Here is a 23,068-nt window from a genome sequence, read left to right on the forward strand (position 1 = left end):
ACCCTCCTAGGACCAGATTAAACTTCTACACCCATCTCTTTTGCATTCTCAATGACTTCTTCAATACGTCCTACGAGACGGAACGCATCTTCCGGAAGATGATCATATTTACCGGACAGGATTTCTTTAAAGCCTTTTACCGTTTCTTTAACAGGCACATAAGAACCCTTTTGTCCCGTAAACTGTTCAGCTACGTGGAAGTTTTGAGAAAGGAAGAACTGGATACGGCGTGCGCGGGAAACGACAAGTTTGTCTTCTTCACTTAATTCGTCCATACCGAGAATTGCGATAATATCCTGTAATTCCTTGTAACGCTGAAGTGTTGACTGTACTTCACGGGCAACCGCGTAATGCTCTTCTCCGACAATTTCCGGAGCAAGCGCGCGGGATGTGGAAGCCAACGGATCAACCGCAGGGTAGATACCCATCTCAGTTAATTTACGCTCAAGGTTTGTCGTCGCATCCAAGTGAGCGAACGTCGTTGCCGGAGCCGGGTCAGTATAGTCATCGGCAGGCACGTAGATCGCTTGGATAGATGTTACTGAACCAACGTTTGTAGACGTGATACGCTCTTGAAGCTGACCCATTTCTGTTGCAAGCGTCGGCTGGTAACCAACCGCAGAAGGCATACGTCCGAGAAGGGCGGAAACCTCTGAACCCGCTTGTGTGAAACGGAAAATGTTATCAATGAAGAACAGTACGTCCTGTCCTTGCTCATCACGGAAATGCTCAGCCATTGTAAGACCCGTCAGTGCCACACGCATACGCGCGCCCGGCGGCTCGTTCATTTGTCCGAAGACCATGGCTGTTTTCTTGATAACGCCTGAATCGCTCATTTCGTAGAAAAGGTCGTTCCCTTCACGAGTACGTTCTCCTACGCCGGCGAATACAGAGATACCGCCGTGCTCTTGGGCGATGTTGTTGATTAATTCCTGGATTAATACGGTTTTACCTACACCGGCACCGCCGAATAATCCGATCTTACCGCCCTTAATATAAGGAGCAAGCAAGTCAACAACCTTAATTCCCGTTTCAAGAATCTCAACCTCTGTTGAAAGCTGATCAAATGAAGGAGCTGATCTGTGGATCGGATCCTTTTGGGCATCCGCAGGAAGCGGCTCATTTAAATCAATTTTTTCTCCAAGTACATTAAATACGCGTCCAAGTGTAACGTCACCGACAGGAACTGAAATCGGAGCCCCTGTATCAACAGCTTCCATTCCGCGCTGAATTCCGTCCGTAGATGCCATGGCAATCGTACGGACTGTATCGTCGCCTAAATGAAGAGCAACCTCTAGCGTTAGATCGATGCTTACTTCATTTTCGCCTGTAGCTGGCTGTGAAACTTTAATCGCATTGTAAATCGCAGGCAAATGGCCGTCTTCGAAACGTACGTCGACAACCGGTCCAAGCACCTGACTCACGCGTCCTTTCTTCATCGCTATCCCTCCTGCCAAAATCTTTCTATTCTAAAGCGGCTGCACCGCCGACAATTTCTGTAATTTCTTGCGTAATCGCCGCTTGGCGAGCACGGTTATATGAAAGCGAAAGTGAATCAATGAGTTCTTTCGCATTATCAGTCGCATTTTTCATCGCTGTCATTCTCGCAGCGTGTTCACTTGCTTTACTGTCAAGAAGCGCACCGAAAATTAAGCTTTCCGCATATTGAGGAAGCAACACTTCGAGAACCTCTTCTTCATCCGGCTCAAATTCGTAAGAAGCCGTCCGTTTTCCGCCGCTTGTTCCGAAATCAGATAACGGCAGCACTTTTTTCTCCGTCACTTCCTGCGTAATCGCACTGACAAAATGGTTGTAAACCAAATGCAGTTCATCAAAAGCGCCGTCGATAAACATTTGAACCGTCTGCCGGGTCAAATCCTTGATCTGAGAAAAAGCGACCTCGTCGCCAAGCCCTACTAGTTCAGACAAAATCGGCATTTCCCGCTTTTTGAAGAAATCGCGGCCGACTCTTCCGATCGCAATCACAGTGTATTCGTCCTTAGACTGATGGCGTTCTTGGATGGTGCGGTAAGCGTTTCTCAGAACCGAACTGTTAAACGCACCCGCAAGCCCGCGGTCAGACGTAATGACGAGATACGCCGTCTTCTTCACTTCTCTTGAGACAAGCATCGGATGTTTCGCATTTTTCGCGCCTTTTCCGACGTTAAAGACAACCTCCTGGATCTTATCCATATACGGAGCAAATGATTTCGCGTTGGTTTCCGCACGATTCAGCTTTGCGGCGGATACCATCTGCATGGCTTTTGTAATCTGGCTTGTTTTTTTCGTTGACGTGATCCTTGACTTAATATCGCGTAATGAGGCCAAAGATTTCACCACCTTTATTCTTCATTTGCGTAAAAAGAGAGAAAAAGAGAACCTTTTTCTCTCATCTGCATAAGGGTTAGTTGCTTGGTGCAAATGTGCGTTTGAAGCCTTCCAGCGCCGCAGCGAAATCTTCGTCTGCAGGAAGGTTTCCTGTTTGCGCAATGCTGTCAAGCAGCTCTTTATGGTTTTGGTCAAGGTACATATAGTACTCTTCTTCAAAACGTCTGATATCCGCAACCGGAATATCATCAAGATATCCTTTTGTCAGCGCATAAAGAATGGCAACCTGTTTTTCAACCGGAAGCGGCTTGTTCAAATCTTGCTTCAGAACTTCAACTGTACGCGCACCGCGGTTCAGCTTCGCCTGAGTCGCTTGGTCAAGATCAGATCCGAATTGAGCGAATGCTTCAAGCTCACGGTATGAAGCAAGGTCAAGACGCAGTGTGCCCGAAACCTTTTTCATCGCCTTGATTTGGGCTGATCCGCCGACACGGGATACAGATAATCCGGCATTGATCGCAGGACGCACGCCTGAGAAGAACAAGTCGGATTGAAGGAAGATCTGTCCGTCTGTAATGGAAATAACGTTTGTCGGGATATAAGCAGAGATATCACCGGCTTGTGTTTCTACGAACGGCAATGCCGTAATTGATCCTGCGCCTTTTGCGTCACTCAGCTTTGCTGCGCGCTCAAGCAGGCGGGAGTGAAGATAGAATACATCCCCAGGGAATGCTTCACGGCCCGGCGGACGGCGAAGAAGCAATGACAGCTCACGGTAAGCGGCTGCTTGTTTGGATAAATCATCATACACGACGAGAACGTGCTTGCCGTTGTACATGAATTCTTCACCCATCGTAACCCCTGCATACGGTGCAAGGTAAAGAAGCGGAGCAGGCTGTGATGCAGACGCTGTTACGACAATCGTGTAATCAAGCGCGCCGTGCTTACGCAATGTTTCCACTACGCCGCGGACTGTAGATTCCTTTTGTCCGATCGCTACGTACACACAGATCATGTCCTGGTCTTTTTGGTTTAAGATCGTATCAATCGCAACAGATGTTTTACCTGTCTGACGGTCCCCGATGATCAGCTCACGCTGTCCGCGGCCGATCGGAATTAATGCGTCGATCGCTTTAATACCCGTTTGCAGCGGCTCATGGACAGATTTACGATCCATAACACCGGGTGCCTGGCTTTCAATCGGGCGGGTTTTGCTTGTCAGAATCGGGCCTAGTCCGTCTACCGGCTGTCCCAGCGGATTGACAATACGTCCGATTAATTCTTCGCCTACAGGAACTTCCATGATGCGGCCCGTTCTTTTGACCTCATCTCCTTCACGGATATCTCTGTAAGGCCCTAAGATAACGATACCTACGTTTGATTCTTCAAGGTTTTGAGCCATACCCAAAACGCCGTTTGAGAATTCAACAAGTTCACCGGCCATACAATTGTCAAGGCCGTGTACACGCGCAATACCGTCTCCTACTTGGATGACTGTACCTACGTCATGAACTTCAATTTCAGATTGGTAATTTTGAATTTGCTGCTTTATCAGCGTGCTAATCTCTTCAGCTTTGATGCTCACTTAGGTTTCACCCCTTCTATCGATTTCCTCCGGCAAGTTGACGTTCCATGCGCTGAAGCTTTCCGCTCACGCTTCCGTCAAAAATCCGGTTTCCAATGCGGACCTTAATTCCGCCTATTAAATCCGTCTGCACTTCATTTCTGATTCTGAGCGAAGCGACTCCGGCTTTTTTTGCAAATACTTGAGATAAAGATAACATTTCCGCCTCTGACAGCGGCTTTACTGAATACACAACCGCGTCCTCTGTCTGGCGGGCCCGATTGGCGAGTTTGATGAACTCGTCTGTGAGATCAGGCACAATCGAAGACCGGCGGCGGTCAATCAAAAGAAAAATTGTATGCAGCACAGACTCAGACAGTGCGCCGAACGAATGCTGAATCAGCTCTTTTTTCTTAGCAGCCGATACCTTCGGATGGCTTAACACTTCCTGCAGCCCGGCTTCGTTTTGGAAAACTTCTTTTATTACGGTAAGCTCTTCTTCGATTTCATTGATTTGAGAGGTCTCAACGGCAATGTCGAAAAGCGCTGACGCGTATCGTTTAGAGACAGCAGATCCACTCATCGGCTTTCTCCTACCTCTTTAAGATAGTCCTGAATCAGTTTTTCCTGAGCTTGTTCATCAAGCTCTTTCTCAATGACTTTCGATGCGATTAAGACAGAAAGTGATGCGACTTGCTCGCGAAGAGCGGAAACGGCTTGTTCTTTTTCTTTTACAATTTCGGTTCTCGCCGCTTCTTTCAATCTTTCAGACTCGGCACGCGCAGCCTGGATAATATCTTCCTTCTGATTCTCACCAAGTTTTTTCGCATTTTCAATGAGTGATTGTGATTCCTGTTTTGCTTCTTTTAAAAGAACGCGCTGCTCTTCAATCAGCTGCTGCGCTTCTTTATTTCTTTCTTCAGCGGACGTAATTTCGCCGGCGATATGATCTTCACGCTGTTTCATTATATTTAATAGCGGTCCCAGAGCGAATTTCTTGAGAAGCGCTAATAAAATTAACATAGCTAACAATTGGAATAGGATATCTCCGCCGTTAAACGACAGTCCTAATTCAAGAGGTAATTGAGACATCTACTACGGCAACTCCCTTCTGCAGGTTTTCTCTGCTGATAAAAAGCCGTTTCAGACCGGCCTGCTTATCAGACATAAAGCAATGGCGAAGGTTCTCTTAGAGTGATCTTCGCCATTTTTAGTTCATATAAGGCTTTTTTGCTTAGCCAAAGAACGCTAAGAACGCGATAACGACAGCGATAATAGGAAGGGCTTCAACTAATGCGATACCCATGAACATAAGAGTTCTAAGTTCTTTTCCTGCTTCCGGCTGACGGGCAATTCCCTCTACCGTACGTGAAACAATCAAACCGTTACCAATACCTGCACCAAGTGCGCCTAAACCAATTGCAATCGCAGCTGCTATTAAATTCATGAAAAAGTTCCTCCTTTAAATGTTATCCGAATGGATATATGTTTTAATGATCATGACTGATTTTGTGTGACATGTACACCATCGTCAGCATCGTAAAGATAAACGCCTGGATGGTTCCGATGAACAAGCTGAACGCCTGCCATGCAAGCATCGGGATAATGGCTCCGACTGTGCCGACCAAACCGAGAAAGAAGCTGTCTGAGTAGAAATTCGTCGCAAGACTCGCAAGGAGGCCCAGAAGGATTTCTCCGGCGAAAATGTTACCATAAAGACGAAGTCCGAGTGTCAGCGTATTCGCGAACTCTTCAATGATCTTCATCGGGAACATAAGCGGAACCGGTCTGAGGTAATCCTTAGAATATTCCTTCAAACCTTTCATCTTCACGCCGTAATAGTGAGTCAGAGACACTACCATAACGGCAAGAGTCAGGGTAATGGCCGGATCAGCCGTCGGTGATTTCCACCAAAGGTCGTGTCCGACTGTTACGGAAAACGGCAGCCCCAGCATATTTGATACAAATATGTACATCAGCAAGGTTACACCAAGCGCCAAGAAGTTAGCCCCTGTTTTTAAATCCATTGTACTGCCTATAATATTGCGGACAAAATCAACAATCCATTCCATGAAGTTCTGGGCTTTTCCGGGACGGATGGACAGCGTTCTCGTAGTAAGAATCGCAATCAGCAGCACAATCACACTCGCCACAGTTATCATCAGAATGTTTGTCGCATTAAAAGTAAGACCAAACAAATCAAAAGTTCTGTAATTGTGATTCAATGGGTTTTCACCTCTCTTCCATTGATGAACGTTTGAGCTGAATAATGGAATCTATCATAATGACGGGATAAATTGTCATTAATCCAATAATTACGCTTGCCACACTCACTTGGCCGGGATATTTAAATGCGATAGCCATCGCAAGTATCGCATTGCACCAACGCGCTGCGCTCCCGAGTGATCGTATGGACTTTCCTTTTGCTGCGGCTTTGTCAAAAGCATTCATTCTTCTGATCAAGAGCCAAAGATTAAACAAACTGAAAACAGTGCCCAAAATGAGGCCTAAAAAAATGGTTTTATACGCCGTAAACCCATATCCCAGCAAATAGATTGCTAAGATTACAAATACATATCTTCGTTGTCTGCGGAATGTAAGATTGGGATCGTCCATCAACTATCTGTCTCCTGATGAAAAAGTAATATAATTCCTGGATACGGCAATACAAGCGGTTAACCCTAGCAGAAGCCCGCAAAACGGCCTTGTTCGAAAAAACCATTCATCCTCATGATCATACGGGATGCTGTTTCATTCGCTTAGATAAATCCTCATAAAACGGGTTTTTTGGGAGGATTTAAAATGAGGATGGATACTAGAAATGAAAGCAATGAAAACCTTCTCACAATACCCTCGTTTAGCATACAATAGCCCCTAACATGTGTCAATCTGTTTAAAGTTAAAAAACTTTTTATACTAAAAGCATACACAGAATGTTCACATTTTCACCTATAAATGTATGAAAGCTCCTCATTCAGCAAAAAACTGGATAAAAAAAGAAAACCCGCGATGAGGTTTTCCCAATTTATTTCGTTCCGTACAAACGGTCTCCCGCGTCGCCGAGTCCCGGAACGATATAGCCTTTTTCGTTTAATTTTTCATCGAGAGCTGCGATGTAAATATCAACGTCCGAATGATGTTTTTGCAGCTCTTCCACACCTTCAGGAGCCGCCACAAGACACATAAAGCGGATGTTTCTTGCGCCGCGTTTCTTCAGGCTGTTAATCGCTTCAACCGCGGAGCCTCCCGTCGCAAGCATCGGGTCCACGACGATAAATTCACGTTCTTCTACATCGGAAGGAAGCTTGACATAGTATTCCACCGGTTTTAAGGTTTCCGGATCACGGTATAACCCGACATGTCCCACTTTGGCGGCGGGGATTAATTTCAGCATGCCGTCTACCATTCCGAGGCCCGCTCTGAGGATCGGCACGATACCGAGTTTCTTCCCTGAAATCACTTTGGATGTCGCTGTTTGAACAGGTGTTTTCACTTCCACTTCTTTAAGAGGAAGATCACGTGTAATTTCAAACGCCATCAGTGAAGCGACTTCGTCCACAAGGTCTCTGAAATCCTTTGTGCCTGTATTTTCATTCCGAATATATGTCAGCTTGTGCTGGATTAAAGGATGATCAAATACGTAAACCTTTCCCATACTGTGTTCAGCTCCTTTTACTTTGTCCGAGTGACTTTTTCACACTTCTATTGATTCTACAGAAAAAGACAGCGAGTTTCAAGAAAATCGTCAAAAAAAACCCGCCGTATTAAGGTTCCGGCGGGTTTCTTCCTATTAATAATCGAGTTCTTTATATAAAGGGAACTTTTCAGTTAAGGCAGCCACACGCTGTCTCGCTTCTTCAAGTTTCGCTTCATCTTCATGGTTTTTCAGCGCAAGGCCGATGATGGCGCCGACCTCTTCAAGCGCGTCACCGTCAAAACCGCGGCTTGTCACAGCTGCCGTACCGAGACGGATGCCGCTTGTGACAAATGGTTTTTCCGGATCGTAAGGGATCGCGTTTTTATTTGATGTGATGCCGATTTCGTCAAGCACATGCTCCGCCACTTTTCCTGTCAAACCGAGAGAACGAAGGTCAACAAGCACAAGGTGGTTATCCGTTCCGCCTGACACAAGCTGAATGCCCTCTTTGTTCAGAGACTCGGCAAGGCGCTGCGCATTCGAAATAACGTTTTGCGCATATACTTTGAAATCATCTTGCAGCACTTCCCCGAAAGAAACGGCTTTCGCTGCGATGACATGCATAAGCGGCCCGCCCTGAATACCAGGGAAAATCGATTTATCAATCTTTTTGCCGAACTCTTCGCGGCAAAGGATCATTCCTCCGCGCGGTCCGCGCAGCGTTTTGTGAGTGGTTGTTGTTACAAAATCTGCGTATGGAACCGGGTTCGGGTGAAGACCGGCAGCGACAAGCCCCGCGATATGAGCCATGTCGACCATAAATAAAGCGCCGACTTCATCAGCGATTTCGCGGAATTTTTTAAAGTCAATTGTACGAGGATATGCGCTCGCTCCGGCAACGATAAGTTTAGGCTTATGCGCCAGCGCTTTTTCACGCACATCTTCATAATCTATATATTGTGTGTCTTTATCGACACCGTATTCTACAAAGTTGTATTGAACACCGCTGAAGTTAACCGGGCTTCCGTGTGTTAAGTGGCCGCCGTGGGAGAGGTTCATCCCGAGCACTGTGTCGCCGTGCTCTAAAATCGTGAAGTAAACAGCCATGTTCGCCTGAGCGCCTGAGTGCGGCTGTACGTTTACATGCTCTGCTCCGAAAATCTCTTTCGCGCGGTCACGGGCGATGTCCTCAACGACATCAACGTGCTCACAGCCTCCGTAGTAGCGTTTGCCGGGGTAGCCTTCAGCATATTTGTTCGTTAATACAGAGCCTTGGGCTTCCATTACCGCTTCCGTCACGAAGTTTTCAGAAGCAATTAGTTCGATCTTAGTCTGTTGACGCTTACGCTCATCCTTGATGGCGTTAAACACTTGTTTATCTTGTGCAGGTAAATGTTTCATCAGCGAGATCCTCTCCTATCCGTTTCCTGTTCTTTATTTTTATCACCCTTATTGTACATGGTTTTTCAGGTGAATGTAACAGCTTATTTAAAAAAATCACAAAATTTAATTAGAAAACACGAACATTAACAACGAAATGAGAAACCATTATTCGTATTCATATACAGCCCGTACTCCGCCGATCAGCTTTGGCCTTGTGCGGGCCATCGTCACGCGGGCTTCTCCGAGCTCACGGCTTGATATACGGATAGGTACGGCAACGGGTTTTAAATGCATGCCGATGAATGTATCACCGATGTCGATTCCGGCGTCAGCCTGGATGGCTTCGGCAAGCACGGGGGATTCCATCTGCCTGTAAGCATAAGAGGCCATCGCCCCGCCGGCTTTTGGAACGGGTACGGCTGAAACAATGGGAAGCCTGAACAGCTCAGCTGTTTCCGCCTCAATGACAAGCGCTCTGTTTAAATGCTCACAGCATTGAAAAGCGAGATGTATGCCGGTTTTCTCCTTAAATTCGGCAAGTCCGCCGTAAATCAGCTCGGCCCACTCCCCGCTCCCCGAGGTGCCGATCCGGCTTCCGGCAGCTTCGCTCGTACTGCATCCGATCACAAGCAGGCTGCCGCTTTTCAGCCTGGCCTGCTCTTGAAATTCAGCCAGCATGTCCGTCCATTTTTGTTTCATCTGTTCCATTGTCCAGCACCTCTTACAGATTTTTTTCTTCGTAATCTGCGATTTTGCCAATCCGTCTTTCGTGGCGGCCGCCCGTAAATTCAGTCGTCAGCCAGATTTTTGCGATTTCGCGGGCCAGTCCGGGTCCGATCACGCGTTCTCCCATGGCGAGAATATTCGTATCATTGTGTTCACGTGTAGCCTTTGCGCTGAAGGTGTCATGCGCAAGCGCACAGCGTATTCCTTTTACTTTGTTTGCGGAGATGCTCATGCCGATGCCTGTGCCGCAAATTAAAATGCCTCTGTCGACTTCTCCGCTCACCACTTTTTCCGCTACCGGAAAAGCGTAGTCAGAGTAATCGACAGAGCCGCTTCCGCACTCACAGCCCATATCAATATACTCAATCTGCAATTCATCCAATAGACCCTTTATTTCCTCGCGGATATGGACGCCGCCGTGATCTGACGCTATAGCTACTTTCATTTATTTACCTCCTAGGTGTGGTTGTGCGAAGACATCCCTCTGTGGCTTGTCCTTTTCGTTTTTAGGCTCCTGCGATGTCTGTTGACTTTATTCTACTCTTTCAAGTCCGTTTTGCAAATGACCTGTTTGCATATTTTCTGACAACTTACTTGCTTTCTTCGTCAAGCAATTGATCGGCAAGAAGTGTAAGCAGCTCCTCCAGCTCGTCTCTCGTCTGTTTATAGACGTCAAGCGAACCGCCGAACGGATCTGAAATGTCTCCGCTGCGCCCCGTCACATATTCTTTAATGGTAAATACTTTGTCCCGGCTGTTTTCAAACCGGCTGATAATGAGCTGTTTATGCTGTTCTGTCATGGCCAGCACCAGATCCGCCGAGTCTATATGTTCTTCCGATAAGGGAGATGAGCTGTGGTTGAGGGCGATCCGTTTTTCAAACAGCGCTTCTACGGCATGAGCCGATGCTTTTCCGTACGGAGACGCGAACACTCCGGCCGAGCCGGCACTTACAGTAAGCCCTTTCGTTTCCGCGATTGATTTAAAAAGCGCCTCAGCCATCGGACTGCGGCACGTGTTTCCTGTACAAACAAATATAATCTTCATGTCTGTCACCTCTTACTGCTTATTATAAATGAAGAAAAAAGAAACGGCATCTTCGTTTCTTTTTTTAAAAGTATCTTATAGCGGCAAAAGCAGTTTAAGCCCAAACCCGATTAATATCGTTCCGCCCAGCGCTTCGCTGTAGGAGCCGAGCCATGACTGCACCTTACTTCCGATCAAAAGGCCCGCCCATGTTAAGATGGTGCTGAATGCCCCGAACAGCGCAACGGCTAAAAGCGGCTTTGAGCCGTACATTCCGAGGCCGAGCCCGACAGAAAAACTGTCAAGGCTGACCCCGACCGCAAATAATAATAATCCTGCTCCCGCCGGAGAAATGAACGGCTCTTCTGATTGTTTAAACGCGGCAAAAATCATCTGGACCCCCAAAATGAAAAGCAGAGATCCGCCGACGTAAACAGCAAGCATTCCCAAAAAACCGGACAGCAGCTGTCCCGCGGCCATCCCGGCCAGCGGCATGATGACATGGAACAGCCCGATAACGAACCCTATATGAAAAATCTGCCGTTTTCTAAGCCGGACCATCCCCATCCCAAGCCCGACAGAAAAAGCATCCATTCCTAAAGCAAATGCCATCATGCTTAAGGCCAAAAGCTCCCCTATGAATACACTCGACATGATTTAAAAACCCCCTTGGACATGCCCGCTTTTTTAGCTTATGCATGTCCGGTAAGGGGTAGAACTTTTAATGGATAACGGTGCCTCCGGCGGCTTTCATAAGCCTGTTCATCACGGCAAGGCCCACTCCCGTATCAGGAAAGGATTCAGAAATAATCATGTCCACCCCTGCTTCATCAAAGCTGCGGAGCGCATCATATAATGAAGAGGCCACCGTTTCAAGATCAGCCCTTTTCCCGCAGACTTTTATAAAATCAGCACGATAAACATCAGCGTTCTCCTCTGTCGTCAGGATACCGATCCGTTTCCCCTGACGTTTATATCCGTCTGCCAGCTCTTGGATTCTTACGGCATCACCTTCTGCGATCGCAAGCGGCGCGGAAGGCGCATAATGTGTATATTTCATTCCCGGAGAAATGGGGGTCTCATCTTCTTCGGTTAACCCTTGATCCACAAGAATCGGCCCGACGATTGATTCAATTTGTTCTTTTGTAACGCCTCCCGGGCGAAGCAGGACGGGCTGCTCTCCCGTGCAGGAAAGAACGGTTGATTCCACTCCGATTCCCGTCGGCCCGCCGTCTACAATACCGGCGATGCGGCCGTTTAAATCATAGGCCACGTGCTCAGCCTTCGTCGGGCTGGGTTTGCCTGATAAATTGGCGCTCGGCGCTGCAATCGGCAGTCCCGCTGAGCGGATGACGGAAAGCGCCACGGGATGATCCGGCATTCTGACCGCTACCGTGTTAAGTCCCGCGGTGACACGCGGGGACAGCATACCGGGTTTACACGGCAGGACAAGAGTCAGAGCACCCGGCCAAAAATGCCTCATGAGCTTTTCCGCTGTTTCAGGGATATGCCGGATAATACGATCAAGCTGGGCGATGTCCGAAATATGAACGATAAGCGGATTATCGCTCGGCCTTCCTTTCGCTTCGTAAATTTTTGCCACGGCTTCCGTGTTTTCAGCGTTGGCGCCGAGGCCGTAAACAGTTTCTGTCGGAAAAGCCACAACCTCATTTTTCCGGAGCAATTCCGCAGCTTGTGTAATTTGTGGATTGTTTGTGGATAATTCAGCCGATGAATCCACAGTCCATCTTCTCGTTTTCATGTATAACCAAACTCCTTATTTTAAAGCGGTAAAACTTTATTTTCTCTCGTATATTCCTTTTGAAAGTATAAAAGATGTCCTTCAATAAAACAAGTGTTATCCACAATATGTGGATAACACTCTGCAATGAGTGGATAACTATGTGTATAAGTCAGCTTAAGCGGAGCTTTTCACCATTAAAAATGAACCCTTTGTGCGTAATGAATCGCGAAAGTGCTCGGACGCATACAGCTCTTCCGGCACCTCGCCGCACGTTTCAAACCCCATGACATTCAGAAATTCGGCGGATGAGAGCCGGCTTGCCACTAAGTACACATCTTTAATCTGATGTTTTTCACACAGCACTTCCATACTCTGAAACAGCGTGACAATGTGGCTTTGATTCAGCCTGTCCGACATGACGAGCGAGCGAAGAAGCCCTTTGCCGCCGCTGACTTTTTCGATGCCAAGACATGCCGCAATCTGCTTTTCGCTGTCCTCCAGCATAATAAACCGGCTGACGCTTTGATCAATTTCTGCATGCACTGTGTCAGCCTGTCTCAAAAAGGACTCAAGCGCCTCCGTGTCTTTATCCCTTGCCACTCTCAGCTGATAAAACATACATTTCACCCCGTTTGCATCGTCTCTTTCTTCCAATCTATGAAACGAATCTGAATTTATACCTCTTCGTTTCAAGAAAACAGATCAGAAATCCAATCAACGAGGAAAAACTTAACTTCGGTGCCGCCGTCTTCTTTATCGTCTTTTTTAGCCTTATCGGTTTTTTCCTTTAGATCATCAAGAGCTTTTGCCGTCTGTTTCTGCGTTTCTTCCTGCTGCTGTTTTTTGTCCTCTTGGTCTTTTACTGCTTCTCCATTTGAAAAATCAAGGAAACAAAGCGGGGGGAACAGGACGCACCACCAGTTGGCGCCTTCCCCTTCGCCGAGCGTAATCAAAATCGCTTCGTATTTTCCCGCCGGATAAACCATATTGCCGTAAAGCTTTGTCGGAAACGAGATTTTGTTAAAATCGACCGAGACGGATTGATGCATGCCCTTTTTTTTCATGGTTTCTTTGGCAATTTCCTTAATCTCAGGCAGCTTTGAGCGAATAAGACGGCGCGCTTCTTCGATGGAAGTGATATCTTTGACCCAGCCTGTGATCTCTTTATTGACGGCGTCTCTGATCTGGCGTTTGAGTTTTTGATCTTTGTCATCATCGCTGTTTGCCAATATCCGCAGGCGAATTGCTTCATCAGGGATAACAACCGGCTCATTGGATGATGCCTGCGCCGTTTCTTCTTTTGTCAAACCCGCAAGCGCTCCTGATAATAAAAGAAAGATATATATACAAATCATCATTGTTTGTTTCATCGGTCCCCACCGTTCCTCTCCGTGCTTTTTATTCTAGTCCCATTATGGACAAGGCGGAAAGGGTTTAAACCGGCGGGGAGAAAAAAATCTAGTAAGCTGATAATCTGCGTTTGTAAACTCAAAATATGGTACGATATTATTTTGATAGGAGGTTTTTTGATGAAATATAATTATACCGTGCTGCTGTCGGCAGCCACTATGTCTGTCATTTATTCAATTTTGTACATCCATCAATTTATTATTCCCGCTTTAATCACGATGGCATTTTACTTTTTGTTTCCTTATTTGATTTTTGCGCTGCCTCTTCAACATTACTTGAATAAGAAGCCGAAAAGGTTCCATCCGCTGTATTTCATCTATTATTTAGCAGCCTCGTTTATTGCCAACTGTATCATCTTCGGCATTTTGCAGCCATCCGGCCAGTCTTTCTTCAGCAATTCGGCCTTTTATATCTTCGCGGTATTAACAGCCGCTGTGTATTGGGTGTATGACTCTGTCTTGCTGCAAAAACAGCGGCCCGCTACAGAATCATAATGAACAAACAGACTGCAGAAGGAATCGCGGCGAGAAAAAAAGCGGCGGCCATCTTCAAACGGGCGTGCCGTCCTTCTTTTGTTTCCGAATGATAATTCGCCCTCTGCTCTTCTCCGCTGAGGGCCAAGCCGGACATAATGACTGACAGCACGATGAGAATGGCTGAAACGGCTCCGAAGACCATGTCAAGCCGTATCGGCAAAATGAAGCCTGCTGCAAAAGCTTTTTTCATTCGGGGGCCCCTTTCATTTTCTTTTCATTGTAACAAAAGCCTGCCGTGTGCGTCACCGGCAGGCTTTCTCGATCATTTGATGACCGCGCATACGGTCCTGTCTTTTCCATTAATGTCCTTCAGCACTTCAACCTCTGCATTCGGAAATGAATGACAGAACAGTTCCTTTACGGCTTTCCCCTGATGATATCCGATTTCAAAAACGACAAGCGCCTTGTCCATGATGACAAGCGGCAGTTCCTCCATAAAACGCTTATAAAATTTCAAACCGTCACCGCCATCCGTCAGGGCGTGGAGCGGCTCATGGAAGCGGACGATATCCGATAAGCCGGTCATCTCTTCTTCAGAAATATATGGCGGATTTGAAACGATGATGTCTGCTTTTTCACCTGATGTGATAAAAGGGCCGAGCAGGTCTCCTTGAAAAAAGCGTACGTCGGCTCCGAGGTTTTTCGCATTTTTTTCTGCCACTTGGAGCGCTTCTTTCGAAATATCCGCTGCGGATACCGAAAGCCGCTCGTTTTCAAGCGCAAGCGTCACCGCAATGGCTCCGCTTCCCGTACCGATATCCAATACACTCAGTCTTTCTTCTGCAGGAAACACAAGCTTTTGTTTTTCCAGCAGATGATAAACCACTTCTTCCGTTTCCGGACGCGGGATCAGGACATCGTCATTCACAAAAAATTCCCGGCCGTAAAAATGTTCTTTTCCGATAATATATTGGATCGGAATGCCTTCTTTATGCATTTCCACATGCCGTTTGAATCGATAAAGCTCATCTTCCCCGACAGGCTCCCGGAGACTCGCGAGAAGCTTGCTCCGCTCCATGCCTGTATCATTTGACAGCAGCAGCTCGGCCGCGTTTTTTTCTCTTCCCGCTTCGGTTAAATAAGAAGAAGCCCAGCTTAGGGCTTCAAATACGGTCTTCATCTTAATTTTCCGCCTGCTGGAGCTTGCTTGACTGGTCTTCTACGATTAACGCTTCAACCACTTCGTCAAGTTTGCCTTCCAGGATTTGATCCAGCTTTTGAATCGTCAGGCCGATTCTATGATCCGTCACACGGTTTTGCGGGAAATTGTAAGTGCGGATACGTTCAGAACGGTCGCCTGAACCGACAGCTGATTTACGGTTTTGATCGTATTCAGCCTGGGCTTCCTGCTGGAATTTATCATAGACTCTGGCGCGGAGCACTTTCATCGCTTTTTCTTTGTTTTTGATTTGGGACTTTTCATCTTGACAGGATACAACGACACCTGTCGGCAAATGCGTTAAGCGTACGGCCGACATTGTCGTGTTTACACTTTGTCCGCCCGGTCCGCTTGATGCAAACGTATCAACGCGGATGTCTTTTTCATGAATATCCACCTCTACTTCTTCCGCTTCCGGAAGACATGCAACGGTGGCTGTAGAAGTATGGATGCGGCCGCCTGATTCCGTTTCCGGCACACGCTGAACACGGTGCGCTCCGTTTTCATACTTCAGCTTGGAGTAAGCGCCTTTCCCGGTAATCATAAATATGATTTCCTTATAACCGCCCGTACCGGTCACGCTGGCTTCCATTACCTCGGTTTTCCAGCCTTGGACTTCGGCATAACGCGAATACATTCTGTAGAGATTTCCCGCAAACAGTGCGGCTTCTTCTCCGCCCGCGGCCCCGCGAATCTCCATGATAACGTTCTTATCATCGTTCGGGTCTTTCGGAATAAGAAGGACTTTTAATCGCTCTGATAAGGCTGCCGTCTCATCCTGCAATCCGGAGATTTCTTCCTTTACCATGTCTCTCATATCGGCATCAAGCTTTTCCTCAAGCATTGCTTTCGCATCGGCAAGCTGTTCTGATGCGTCTCTGTATTGTCTATAGACATCAACGGTTTCTTGTATATCAGATTGCTCTTTAGAATATTCTCTAAGCTTTTTCGGATCGTTAACGACTTCGGGATCACTTAAAAGCTCATTTAATTTCTCATATCGTTCTTCAATTGACTGTAAACGGTCTAACACGGTCTTCACCTCTGTTTTCCTGTGCGTAACATTATCATTATAGTATAGGGCTTATCACCAGTCAAAAGCAATTCGTCTCTGTTATACTAAAGCAAAAAAGGAGGAACGGATTTGCTGACATCCATCCACCATATAGCAATCATATGCTCTGATTATGAAAAGTCGAAAGCTTTTTATACCGAGACGCTCGGTTTTGAAGTCATTCAAGAAACATACCGTCAGGAGCGCGGGTCATATAAGCTTGATTTGGCTCTCGGCGGATCTTACGTGATTGAGCTGTTTTCCTTCCCCAATCCGCCCGAGCGTCCGACCCGGCCTGAAGCAGCAGGTCTCCGCCACCTTGCCTTCACCGTCAAAAATCTTGAAGACGCCGTCCGGGAACTGAAGGACAAAGGCGTCGAAACAGAACCGGTGAGAACCGACCCTTTGACGGGCAGACGGTTTACTTTTTTCTTTGATCCCGACAGGCTTCCCCTTGAACTGTATGAAGCGTAACGTTTTTTGAAGAAAAGCCGCTTTCTTTGGCGAATTCCTTCTTGTTTTGTCTAATGTGAAGGGAACTGCTTCTCATGGTCGAATACCTAGCAGAAAAGGAGGTATGTGATCATGAATACAAACATGGCCGCAAAAGAACTCGGCGTCTCCGCAAAAACGGTGCAAAGGTGGGTCAAGCAGCTGAACCTTCCGGCTGAACGGAATGAGCTTGGACACTATTCCTTTACGGCTGAGGATCTTGACGTGCTGAAATCGGTCAAAAAGCAAATTGCAGAAGGTACGGCGCTTCAGGACATTCAAATCCCCCGGCAGACTAAAAAACGGGCGGGCTTCATTTTACAAAGGACGACAAGCGGCGGGACCGAACGCAAATTAGAAGAGCTGGAGCGCAAGCTGGACGTCCTCATGAAGGAAAAGCAGGACGAGCGTCAGCTGCTTTCGAGAATCGAAGAGCTGGAACGGCAGCTTAAGCAAAAGGCGGATGAAGGGGTTTCTTATCAGCTGCTTCAGCACAGACGGGAAATCGACGACCTCAATGCCGAATTGCAATCATTGGCCTCCCGCATCCAAGAACTTACCCAGGCAGCTCCCCTCTCAGAAACAGCCGCTTCTTCAGAAAATAAGAAACCCAGAAAAAAAACCAGATTCTCACCATTTAAATTTCAGTTCTAATCAAAAAAGCTCCCCGGAACAGGGAGCTTTTTTATTATGCAGTCAGCGCAATAATAATCGGCAGTGAGATTAATGATAAAATCGCACTGATGACGAACGCAGACGCCGTTTCTTCCTCTTGTTTTTCAAAGCGTGTAGCAATCATCGCAGCTACCGCAGAACCAGGGAAGGCTACTAGCAAAATTGCTTTTGTCGTTTGGTCAGCAGGAAGTCCGACCGCAAGAGCAATCAAGTACATCAGCGCTGGCTGAACGGCAACTTTTAACAAAGCGATACCGAAAGCCGGCAGACTGAGTTTGATTTTACGAATACCGACAGTTACACCGACGGCAAAGAGCGCAACACCGGATGTCGTGCTTCCGAGCTGATCAAGCATTTTCTCTCCGAGTGCCGGAAGCGTTACACCGCAAAGCACTAAAATAATACTGATAAGCGGCGCAGCAGCAAGCGGTTCGGAAAGACCGTGAAGAATAGACTTCCCAGTCATTTTCCAGAAGCTTTCACTATTCTCATCATGTTTCTTAGATGATTCACCGACAGTAGCGATAATAATCGCAAGCGGATCAAGCATGGCGTTAACCACGATACCCGTTACGGCGATCGGAATCGCTACTTCATTCGCGCCGAATAAGCTGCCGAGTACGGGAATCCCCATAAATGCAAACGTCGGCTGTGCTGAGTTTAAAGAAAATACTGATGAGTTCGTTAAATCATACTTAAAGATAAATTTGCAAACCAGCAGGATTACGATATAAAATCCGACGATCCCGATGATTAAAGCGACCATCAAAGGAACCTGTGATAAAAATGCACTTCGTGAAGTGGTTAAAATACCGGCGATAAAATGTGCCGGAAGCGCGTATTTCGTAACTAAGGTACTTACCCCTTTTGCTGACTTCGCGTCGTAACTTCCGAATCGACCTGCGAACCATCCCAGCACGATCACGAAAAAGATCGGTGCCAGAAGGATTAAAATATCTAAGAAGCTCAAAGTGTTCTCCTCCAAATCCTTAATGTCCGTATACTTTAGCCTTTAGTAAAAAGCTTTCCCTCGGACTGTAAAATTAATCGTTAAATTATTTTGCAACAACTTTTTTGTATTTCGGTGCCCACATCGCGTCAAGCACTGCTTGTTTCACATCTTCAGGCTTGCGGTTTGCGACGCCTTCTTTAATGGCAGCTTCCGCTACAGCAATAGCTACTTTAATTGATACTTCTTGCAAGTTATCAATGCTTGGCAGAAGACCTGCACCAGGTGTTTCAAAATCAACGCTTTCTGCAATTGCATCAGCAGTTGCCGCGAACATTGCAGGAGTAATCACTTTCGCTTCCGCTACGATTGAACCAAGACCAAGTCCAGGGAACGCAAACGCGTTGTTAGATTGTCCGATTTCATGAGAAACGCCATTGTACTCTACATTGTCAAACGGGCTTCCTGTTGCTACAAGCACTTTGCCGTCAGTCCATTTGAACAGATCACTAGGAACGGCTTCAGCAAGCGGTGTCGGGTTAGACATCGGCATAATAACCGGACGCTCAACATGTTTCGCCATTTCTTTGACGATTTCTTCACTGAAAGCGCCGCTTTGGCCTGATGTACCGATTAAGATTGTCGGTTTCGCTTGGCGGATGACTTCAATGAAAGGAATTTCGCCTTTTTCGTTGCGTTCCCAATCTTTAATTTCTTCAGCTGTGCGCAAGTACGGCTGTTGGAAATCAAGAATGTCTTCCATGCCTTCTACTAACAGGCCTCTGTAGTCCATTGTGTAGAATGCTTTGTTTGCTTCTTCTTCAGAAAGGCCCGCAAGCACCATTGTGTCGCGAATTTGGTCAGCGATTCCGATTCCGGCAGAACCCGCGCCAAAGACCACCACGCGCTGATCTTTAATAGATGCGCCCGTTTTCTTCATAGCTGCAAGCACACCCGCAAGTGTAATCGCGCCGGTACCTTGAATATCATCATTGAATGTAAGGATTTCATGATTGTATTTTTTCATGATATTGCGCGCATTTCTGTTTCCAAGGTCCTCCCAGTGAAGAAGAGCTTTAGGGAAATATTTCAGCGCAGCTTTCACGTAAGCGTCAATGAATGCTTCGTAACGTTCGCCTTGAATACGTTCATGGCGGTTACCGATGTATAATGGATCGTTCAGAAGTTTTTCATTGTTTGTACCGACGTCAAGAACAACCGGGATTACACGGCTTGGGTCAATACCGGCAGCAGCTGTGTAAACGGCTAATTTACCGATGGCGATGTTGATTCCGCCTACGCCCCAGTCACCGATTCCAAGAATGCTTTCTGAATCAGTCGCAACGATAAGATCGATATCGCCGGCAGTCGCATGAAGGTTTTCAAACGCTTGTTCAATTCCTTCCACATTATCGATAGAAAGGTAAATTCCTTGAGGTCTTCTGTACTCATGGCTGTATTCTTGAATCGCTTCACCGACAGTCGGCGTGTAAACAACCGGCAGCATTTCACGAAGATGGTTTTTTAACAATTTAAAGAAAAGAACTTCGTTGCGGTTTTGCAAATCGTTCAAATACACGTTTTGGCGGAGGCGGTCCGGCTGAGCCAAGAACTGCTCGTACGCACGTTTTGCCTGCTCGTCAAGAGAAAGCACTGTCGGAGGAAGAAGTCCGTCTAATCCAAGGCTTTGTCTTTCCTCTGCTGAGAATGCAACACCTTTATTTAAAGTAGGAATAGATAAAACTTCTTTACCTCTTAAAGTAGTTTCTAAGTTGCCTTCCTTCGTTACTTTAATATTATTCAAGAAAATCTCCTTCTTTCATCAAATAGTTAACAAAGTTAAGTAATTACCCATTTTGGCTAATGCGATCATGATCTGCTATATGTTTTTTTGACAATTATTCGAACAATGTCTCATAACTATTTACATTACTTAGTCATTTTATGCCTGAAAAAATGAAAATTCAAGGGAAGAAAATTACTTAATTTTTTCATACTCTTTTTTAAGTTATTTAACTACAATTTTTGAAAAAACGTCAAAAAAACACCGGCTTATTTACCGATGTTTTCATGAAAAGGGTTATTTATCTGTCTGTTTTTTCGGCACCTTATGATGATGTCTGCATCTTGCTTCATATGACTCTGATGCGCCGACTAATATGACCGGATCATCATAGGAAGCGGGCTGCCCGTCAATTAAACGCTGCGTCCGGCTTGCCGGCGAACCGCAGACGGAGCAGACCGCTTGCAGCTTCGTCACCAATTCTGCCATCGCCATGAGGTTCGGAACAACGCCGAACGGCTCTCCCCTGAAATCCATATCAAGGCCTGCTGCAATGACGCGGTAGCCTTTATCGGCAAGCAATGACAAGTCATCAATGATAGACTCATCGAAAAACTGCACTTCATCCACCGCGATCACGTCTGTGCTTTCACTGATATGATCCCATATCTCAGCAGAAGACGAGATGACATGGCTTGTCATCGATGTTCCGTTATGGGAAACGACGGCCTCCTCGCTGTAGCGATTATCAATGGCGGGCTTAAACACCTTTACTTCCTGCTTCGCATATGTCGCTCTTTTCACCCTGCGGATCAGCTCTTCTGACTTCCCAGAGAACATGCTGCCGCATATCAGCTCAAGCCACCCGCTTTGCTTCATTATGTACATAGGCTTCCGCTCCCCTTTTTCGATTTATGGACACAAAAAACAGGCAAGAAGTGCTTCTTGCCTGCCTGAAAAATCTATTATTACTTAAGACCGTATTTTTTGTTAAAGCGATCAACACGACCATCAGCAGAAGCGAATTTTTGACGGCCAGTGTAGAATGGGTGGCATTCAGAGCAAATCTCAACGCGTACCTCTTCTTTTACTGAGCCTGTTTCAAATTCATTTCCGCAAGCGCATTTAACTGTTGCTTTTTTGAAATTAGGATGAATTCCTGCTTTCATTGTATCCATCTCCTTCCGCCCTGAATCCCGTGTGGAAACAGAGTTATTATTCCGGATAATGTCCGAAACGCATATGAGAGAATTATATCAGTCATTTACTGCATTTGCAAATACATTTTTTGTATCAGCGGCGGGCAGATGATGAGAGATTCGCCTGCTTCCATTCTTGGTTGATCAAATCAAAAAACTCTTGATTCGTTTTCGTTTTTCTCATTCTTCTCATAAACTTTTCTGCGAAATCCGGAGAATCGGACATCGTTTTGCGGATCGCCCACAGACGGTCAAGATGCTCTTTCGGCACGAGCAGCTCTTCCTTCCGCGTACCGGAGCGGCGGATGTCGATGGCAGGGAAAATCCGTCTTTCCGCAAGTGAACGGTCAAGGTGAAGCTCCATGTTGCCCGTTCCTTTGAACTCTTCATAAATGACGTCGTCCATACGTGAGCCTGTATCTACGAGAGCCGTCGCTAAAATGGTCAGACTGCCGCCCTCTTCGATATTTCTCGCGGCACCGAAGAAACGCTTCGGACGATGGAACGCAGCCGGGTCAATACCGCCGGAAAGCGTCCGCCCGCTTGGCGGGATGACAAGGTTGTATGCGCGTGCCAGGCGGGTAATGCTGTCCATCAAAATGACGACATCTTTTTTGTGTTCAACAAGGCGCATCGCCCGTTCAAGCACAAGCTCGGCCACCTTAATATGGTTTTCCGGCACTTCATCAAACGTTGAGCTGACAACATCGCCCGCAACGGAACGTTCAATATCCGTCACTTCTTCCGGTCTTTCGTCAATTAAGAGGACGATCAGTTCGGCGTCAGGCTGATTTGTCGTAATGCTGTTAGCGATTTCTTTTAACAGCATGGTTTTACCGGCTTTCGGCGGCGCCACAATTAATCCGCGCTGGCCGAAGCCGACCGGAGCCATCATGTCGAGAATTCTTGTGGATAGATGATTCGGTTTTGTTTCCAGAACCATTTGGCGATCCGGATAAAGCGGAGTAAGCGCAGGGAAATGAACACGCTCTTTAGCGGATTCCGGATCATCGCCGTTTACTGCTTCAACGTGCAAAAGTCCGTAGTAGCGTTCATTTTCTTTCGGCGGGCGGACCTTGCCTGATACTTTGTCACCGTTTCTTAAGTCGAAGCGGCGGATTTGAGAAGCAGAAATGTAGATGTCTTCTGAGCTTGGCGAGTAATTAATCGGTCTCAGAAAGCCGAACCCTTCTGATTGGATGATTTCGAGCACGCCTTCCATAAACAGAAGATCCTCTTGCTCTGCGTTGGCTTTTAAAATCGCAAAGATTAATTCTTTTTTGGTCAGTTTGCTGTAGTAGGATATTTTATAATGTCTTGCAAGTTCATATAGCTCTTTTAATTTCATATTTTCCAAAGAGGAAATAGATACGTCTTTCATAAAAACACCACGCTTTTCATAGT

At 46.6% G+C, this 23,068-nt stretch carries 28 protein-coding genes; 3 read left to right on the top strand and 25 right to left on the bottom strand.

Annotated features, from left to right (window positions below):
- Window positions 1-17: 17 nt before the first annotated feature.
- The 17 genes from atpD to spoIIR all read right to left on the bottom strand — a co-directional run bounded on the left by atpD (window position 18) and on the right by spoIIR (window position 13,777).
- A complete protein-coding gene (atpD, locus tag J7E26_RS03380) occupies window positions 18-1,439 on the bottom strand; it encodes a F0F1 ATP synthase subunit beta (RefSeq protein WP_214802174.1) in 1,422 nt (473 codons plus the stop codon).
- A gap of 25 nt (window positions 1,440-1,464) precedes the next feature.
- Complete coding sequence (atpG, locus tag J7E26_RS03385) at window positions 1,465-2,328, bottom strand: ATP synthase F1 subunit gamma (protein WP_214802171.1); 864 nt, start codon at window positions 2,326-2,328, stop codon at window positions 1,465-1,467.
- 76 nt (window positions 2,329-2,404) lie between these two features.
- The gene (gene atpA, locus J7E26_RS03390) at window positions 2,405-3,913 is read right to left on the bottom strand and encodes a F0F1 ATP synthase subunit alpha (RefSeq protein ID WP_214802168.1); all 1,509 of its coding nucleotides are present in this window, start codon (window positions 3,911-3,913) and stop codon (window positions 2,405-2,407) included.
- A 16-nt stretch (window positions 3,914-3,929) separates the two neighbouring features.
- Window positions 3,930-4,475 carry a F0F1 ATP synthase subunit delta gene (locus J7E26_RS03395; RefSeq protein WP_214802165.1) on the bottom strand — a complete coding sequence of 182 codons (546 nt, stop codon included), beginning with the start codon at window positions 4,473-4,475 and terminating at the stop codon, window positions 3,930-3,932.
- Window positions 4,472-4,984 carry a F0F1 ATP synthase subunit B gene (atpF, locus tag J7E26_RS03400; protein ID WP_214802162.1) on the bottom strand — a complete coding sequence of 171 codons (513 nt, stop codon included), beginning with the start codon at window positions 4,982-4,984 and terminating at the stop codon, window positions 4,472-4,474. The genes J7E26_RS03395 and atpF overlap by 4 nt, the downstream gene beginning before the upstream one ends.
- A gap of 142 nt (window positions 4,985-5,126) precedes the next feature.
- The gene (atpE, locus tag J7E26_RS03405) at window positions 5,127-5,339 is read right to left on the bottom strand and encodes a F0F1 ATP synthase subunit C (RefSeq protein ID WP_003151167.1); all 213 of its coding nucleotides are present in this window, start codon (window positions 5,337-5,339) and stop codon (window positions 5,127-5,129) included.
- A gap of 43 nt (window positions 5,340-5,382) precedes the next feature.
- Window positions 5,383-6,117 (bottom strand): F0F1 ATP synthase subunit A, encoded by a 735-nt coding sequence (gene atpB, locus J7E26_RS03410; RefSeq protein ID WP_214802159.1) that lies wholly within the window; start codon window positions 6,115-6,117, stop codon window positions 5,383-5,385.
- A gap of 7 nt (window positions 6,118-6,124) precedes the next feature.
- Window positions 6,125-6,508 carry an ATP synthase subunit I gene (locus tag J7E26_RS03415; RefSeq protein WP_214802156.1) on the bottom strand — a complete coding sequence of 128 codons (384 nt, stop codon included), beginning with the start codon at window positions 6,506-6,508 and terminating at the stop codon, window positions 6,125-6,127.
- Window positions 6,509-6,917: 409 nt separating this feature from the next.
- Window positions 6,918-7,547 carry a uracil phosphoribosyltransferase gene (gene upp, locus J7E26_RS03420; RefSeq protein WP_003151154.1) on the bottom strand — a complete coding sequence of 210 codons (630 nt, stop codon included), beginning with the start codon at window positions 7,545-7,547 and terminating at the stop codon, window positions 6,918-6,920.
- A 135-nt stretch (window positions 7,548-7,682) separates the two neighbouring features.
- The gene (glyA, locus tag J7E26_RS03425; RefSeq protein ID WP_214802153.1) at window positions 7,683-8,930 is read right to left on the bottom strand and encodes a serine hydroxymethyltransferase; all 1,248 of its coding nucleotides are present in this window, start codon (window positions 8,928-8,930) and stop codon (window positions 7,683-7,685) included.
- Window positions 8,931-9,077: 147 nt separating this feature from the next.
- Window positions 9,078-9,620: a TIGR01440 family protein gene (locus J7E26_RS03430; RefSeq protein ID WP_214802149.1), complete on the bottom strand. Its 543-nt coding sequence runs from the start codon at window positions 9,618-9,620 to the stop codon at window positions 9,078-9,080.
- A gap of 13 nt (window positions 9,621-9,633) precedes the next feature.
- A complete protein-coding gene (gene rpiB / locus J7E26_RS03435; RefSeq protein ID WP_214802146.1) occupies window positions 9,634-10,083 on the bottom strand; it encodes a ribose 5-phosphate isomerase B in 450 nt (149 codons plus the stop codon).
- A gap of 145 nt (window positions 10,084-10,228) precedes the next feature.
- Window positions 10,229-10,684: a low molecular weight protein arginine phosphatase gene (locus tag J7E26_RS03440; RefSeq protein WP_214802143.1), complete on the bottom strand. Its 456-nt coding sequence runs from the start codon at window positions 10,682-10,684 to the stop codon at window positions 10,229-10,231.
- A gap of 75 nt (window positions 10,685-10,759) precedes the next feature.
- Window positions 10,760-11,317, bottom strand: a complete 558-nt coding sequence (locus J7E26_RS03445; RefSeq protein WP_214802140.1) for a manganese efflux pump MntP — start codon at window positions 11,315-11,317, stop codon at window positions 10,760-10,762.
- Between the two features lie 67 nt (window positions 11,318-11,384).
- Window positions 11,385-12,425: an L-threonylcarbamoyladenylate synthase gene (locus J7E26_RS03450; protein ID WP_214802137.1), complete on the bottom strand. Its 1,041-nt coding sequence runs from the start codon at window positions 12,423-12,425 to the stop codon at window positions 11,385-11,387.
- A 156-nt stretch (window positions 12,426-12,581) separates the two neighbouring features.
- Window positions 12,582-13,025 (bottom strand): GNAT family N-acetyltransferase, encoded by a 444-nt coding sequence (locus tag J7E26_RS03455; RefSeq protein ID WP_214802134.1) that lies wholly within the window; start codon window positions 13,023-13,025, stop codon window positions 12,582-12,584.
- 71 nt (window positions 13,026-13,096) lie between these two features.
- Complete coding sequence (spoIIR, locus tag J7E26_RS03460; protein WP_214802131.1) at window positions 13,097-13,777, bottom strand: stage II sporulation protein R; 681 nt, start codon at window positions 13,775-13,777, stop codon at window positions 13,097-13,099.
- A 159-nt stretch (window positions 13,778-13,936) separates the two neighbouring features.
- On the opposite strand from spoIIR, the gene J7E26_RS03465 reads away from it, so the two are divergent.
- The gene (locus tag J7E26_RS03465) at window positions 13,937-14,311 is read left to right on the top strand and encodes a UPF0715 family protein (protein WP_214802128.1); all 375 of its coding nucleotides are present in this window, start codon (window positions 13,937-13,939) and stop codon (window positions 14,309-14,311) included.
- Here the strand turns inward: J7E26_RS03465 and J7E26_RS03470 are convergent.
- The 3 genes from J7E26_RS03470 to prfA form a co-directional block, all read right to left on the bottom strand.
- Window positions 14,298-14,543 carry a DUF5316 family protein gene (locus tag J7E26_RS03470; protein ID WP_214802125.1) on the bottom strand — a complete coding sequence of 82 codons (246 nt, stop codon included), beginning with the start codon at window positions 14,541-14,543 and terminating at the stop codon, window positions 14,298-14,300. The two genes, J7E26_RS03465 and J7E26_RS03470, sit on opposite strands and share 14 nt — an antisense overlap.
- A gap of 72 nt (window positions 14,544-14,615) precedes the next feature.
- Window positions 14,616-15,473 (bottom strand): peptide chain release factor N(5)-glutamine methyltransferase, encoded by an 858-nt coding sequence (gene prmC, locus J7E26_RS03475; RefSeq protein ID WP_214802122.1) that lies wholly within the window; start codon window positions 15,471-15,473, stop codon window positions 14,616-14,618.
- A gap of 1 nt (window position 15,474) precedes the next feature.
- Window positions 15,475-16,545 (bottom strand): peptide chain release factor 1, encoded by a 1,071-nt coding sequence (gene prfA, locus J7E26_RS03480; RefSeq protein WP_214803059.1) that lies wholly within the window; start codon window positions 16,543-16,545, stop codon window positions 15,475-15,477.
- Window positions 16,546-16,656: 111 nt separating this feature from the next.
- Here prfA and gloA2 point away from each other — a divergent pair, with 111 nt between their 5' ends.
- Window positions 16,657-17,040, top strand: coding sequence for an SMU1112c/YaeR family gloxylase I-like metalloprotein (gene gloA2, locus J7E26_RS03485; RefSeq protein ID WP_214802119.1), 384 nt, complete (start codon window positions 16,657-16,659; stop codon window positions 17,038-17,040).
- 111 nt (window positions 17,041-17,151) lie between these two features.
- Window positions 17,152-17,712 carry a chromosome-anchoring protein RacA gene (racA, locus tag J7E26_RS03490; RefSeq protein WP_214802116.1) on the top strand — a complete coding sequence of 187 codons (561 nt, stop codon included), beginning with the start codon at window positions 17,152-17,154 and terminating at the stop codon, window positions 17,710-17,712.
- A 34-nt stretch (window positions 17,713-17,746) separates the two neighbouring features.
- On the opposite strand, the gene J7E26_RS03495 is transcribed toward racA, so the two are convergent.
- From J7E26_RS03495 to rho, 5 genes are all read right to left on the bottom strand, one after another.
- Window positions 17,747-18,703, bottom strand: a complete 957-nt coding sequence (locus J7E26_RS03495) for an AEC family transporter (protein WP_214802113.1) — start codon at window positions 18,701-18,703, stop codon at window positions 17,747-17,749.
- 85 nt (window positions 18,704-18,788) lie between these two features.
- The gene (gene malS / locus J7E26_RS03500; RefSeq protein WP_214813081.1) at window positions 18,789-20,486 is read right to left on the bottom strand and encodes an oxaloacetate-decarboxylating malate dehydrogenase; all 1,698 of its coding nucleotides are present in this window, start codon (window positions 20,484-20,486) and stop codon (window positions 18,789-18,791) included.
- Between the two features lie 276 nt (window positions 20,487-20,762).
- Window positions 20,763-21,353, bottom strand: coding sequence for a thymidine kinase (locus J7E26_RS03505; RefSeq protein ID WP_214813083.1), 591 nt, complete (start codon window positions 21,351-21,353; stop codon window positions 20,763-20,765).
- Between the two features lie 80 nt (window positions 21,354-21,433).
- A complete protein-coding gene (rpmE, locus tag J7E26_RS03510) occupies window positions 21,434-21,634 on the bottom strand; it encodes a 50S ribosomal protein L31 (RefSeq protein ID WP_003151132.1) in 201 nt (66 codons plus the stop codon).
- Between the two features lie 124 nt (window positions 21,635-21,758).
- Window positions 21,759-23,045, bottom strand: coding sequence for a transcription termination factor Rho (rho, locus tag J7E26_RS03515; protein WP_214802104.1), 1,287 nt, complete (start codon window positions 23,043-23,045; stop codon window positions 21,759-21,761).
- Between the last annotated feature and the right edge of the window lie 23 nt (window positions 23,046-23,068).

Origin of the sequence: Bacillus sp. ISL-51 (genome assembly GCF_018613535.1) — a bacterium.
Taxonomy (GTDB): Bacteria; Bacillota; Bacilli; order Bacillales; family Bacillaceae; genus Bacillus.

Coding starts and splice junctions, on each gene's coding strand:
- atpD (WP_214802174.1), bottom strand. CDS start 1,439: ATGAAGAAAGGACGCGTGAGTCAGGTGCTTGGACCGGTTGTCGACGTA.
- J7E26_RS03450 (WP_214802137.1), bottom strand. CDS start 12,425: ATGAAAACGAGAAGATGGACTGTGGATTCATCGGCTGAATTATCCACA.
- atpE (WP_003151167.1), bottom strand. CDS start 5,339: ATGAATTTAATAGCAGCTGCGATTGCAATTGGTTTAGGCGCACTTGGT.
- prmC (WP_214802122.1), bottom strand. CDS start 15,473: ATGAAGACCGTATTTGAAGCCCTAAGCTGGGCTTCTTCTTATTTAACC.
- J7E26_RS03430 (WP_214802149.1), bottom strand. CDS start 9,620: ATGGAACAGATGAAACAAAAATGGACGGACATGCTGGCTGAATTTCAA.
- J7E26_RS03505 (WP_214813083.1), bottom strand. CDS start 21,353: ATGTACATAATGAAGCAAAGCGGGTGGCTTGAGCTGATATGCGGCAGC.
- rho (WP_214802104.1), bottom strand. CDS start 23,045: ATGAAAGACGTATCTATTTCCTCTTTGGAAAATATGAAATTAAAAGAG.
- J7E26_RS03465 (WP_214802128.1), top strand. CDS start 13,937: ATGAAATATAATTATACCGTGCTGCTGTCGGCAGCCACTATGTCTGTC.
- glyA (WP_214802153.1), bottom strand. CDS start 8,930: ATGAAACATTTACCTGCACAAGATAAACAAGTGTTTAACGCCATCAAG.
- atpF (WP_214802162.1), bottom strand. CDS start 4,984: ATGTCTCAATTACCTCTTGAATTAGGACTGTCGTTTAACGGCGGAGAT.
- J7E26_RS03470 (WP_214802125.1), bottom strand. CDS start 14,543: ATGAAAAAAGCTTTTGCAGCAGGCTTCATTTTGCCGATACGGCTTGAC.
- J7E26_RS03395 (WP_214802165.1), bottom strand. CDS start 4,475: ATGAGTGGATCTGCTGTCTCTAAACGATACGCGTCAGCGCTTTTCGAC.
- J7E26_RS03455 (WP_214802134.1), bottom strand. CDS start 13,025: ATGTTTTATCAGCTGAGAGTGGCAAGGGATAAAGACACGGAGGCGCTT.
- spoIIR (WP_214802131.1), bottom strand. CDS start 13,777: ATGAAACAAACAATGATGATTTGTATATATATCTTTCTTTTATTATCA.
- J7E26_RS03440 (WP_214802143.1), bottom strand. CDS start 10,684: ATGAAGATTATATTTGTTTGTACAGGAAACACGTGCCGCAGTCCGATG.
- rpiB (WP_214802146.1), bottom strand. CDS start 10,083: ATGAAAGTAGCTATAGCGTCAGATCACGGCGGCGTCCATATCCGCGAG.
- J7E26_RS03445 (WP_214802140.1), bottom strand. CDS start 11,317: ATGTCGAGTGTATTCATAGGGGAGCTTTTGGCCTTAAGCATGATGGCA.
- upp (WP_003151154.1), bottom strand. CDS start 7,547: ATGGGAAAGGTTTACGTATTTGATCATCCTTTAATCCAGCACAAGCTG.
- rpmE (WP_003151132.1), bottom strand. CDS start 21,634: ATGAAAGCAGGAATTCATCCTAATTTCAAAAAAGCAACAGTTAAATGC.
- racA (WP_214802116.1), top strand. CDS start 17,152: ATGAATACAAACATGGCCGCAAAAGAACTCGGCGTCTCCGCAAAAACG.
- J7E26_RS03415 (WP_214802156.1), bottom strand. CDS start 6,508: ATGGACGATCCCAATCTTACATTCCGCAGACAACGAAGATATGTATTT.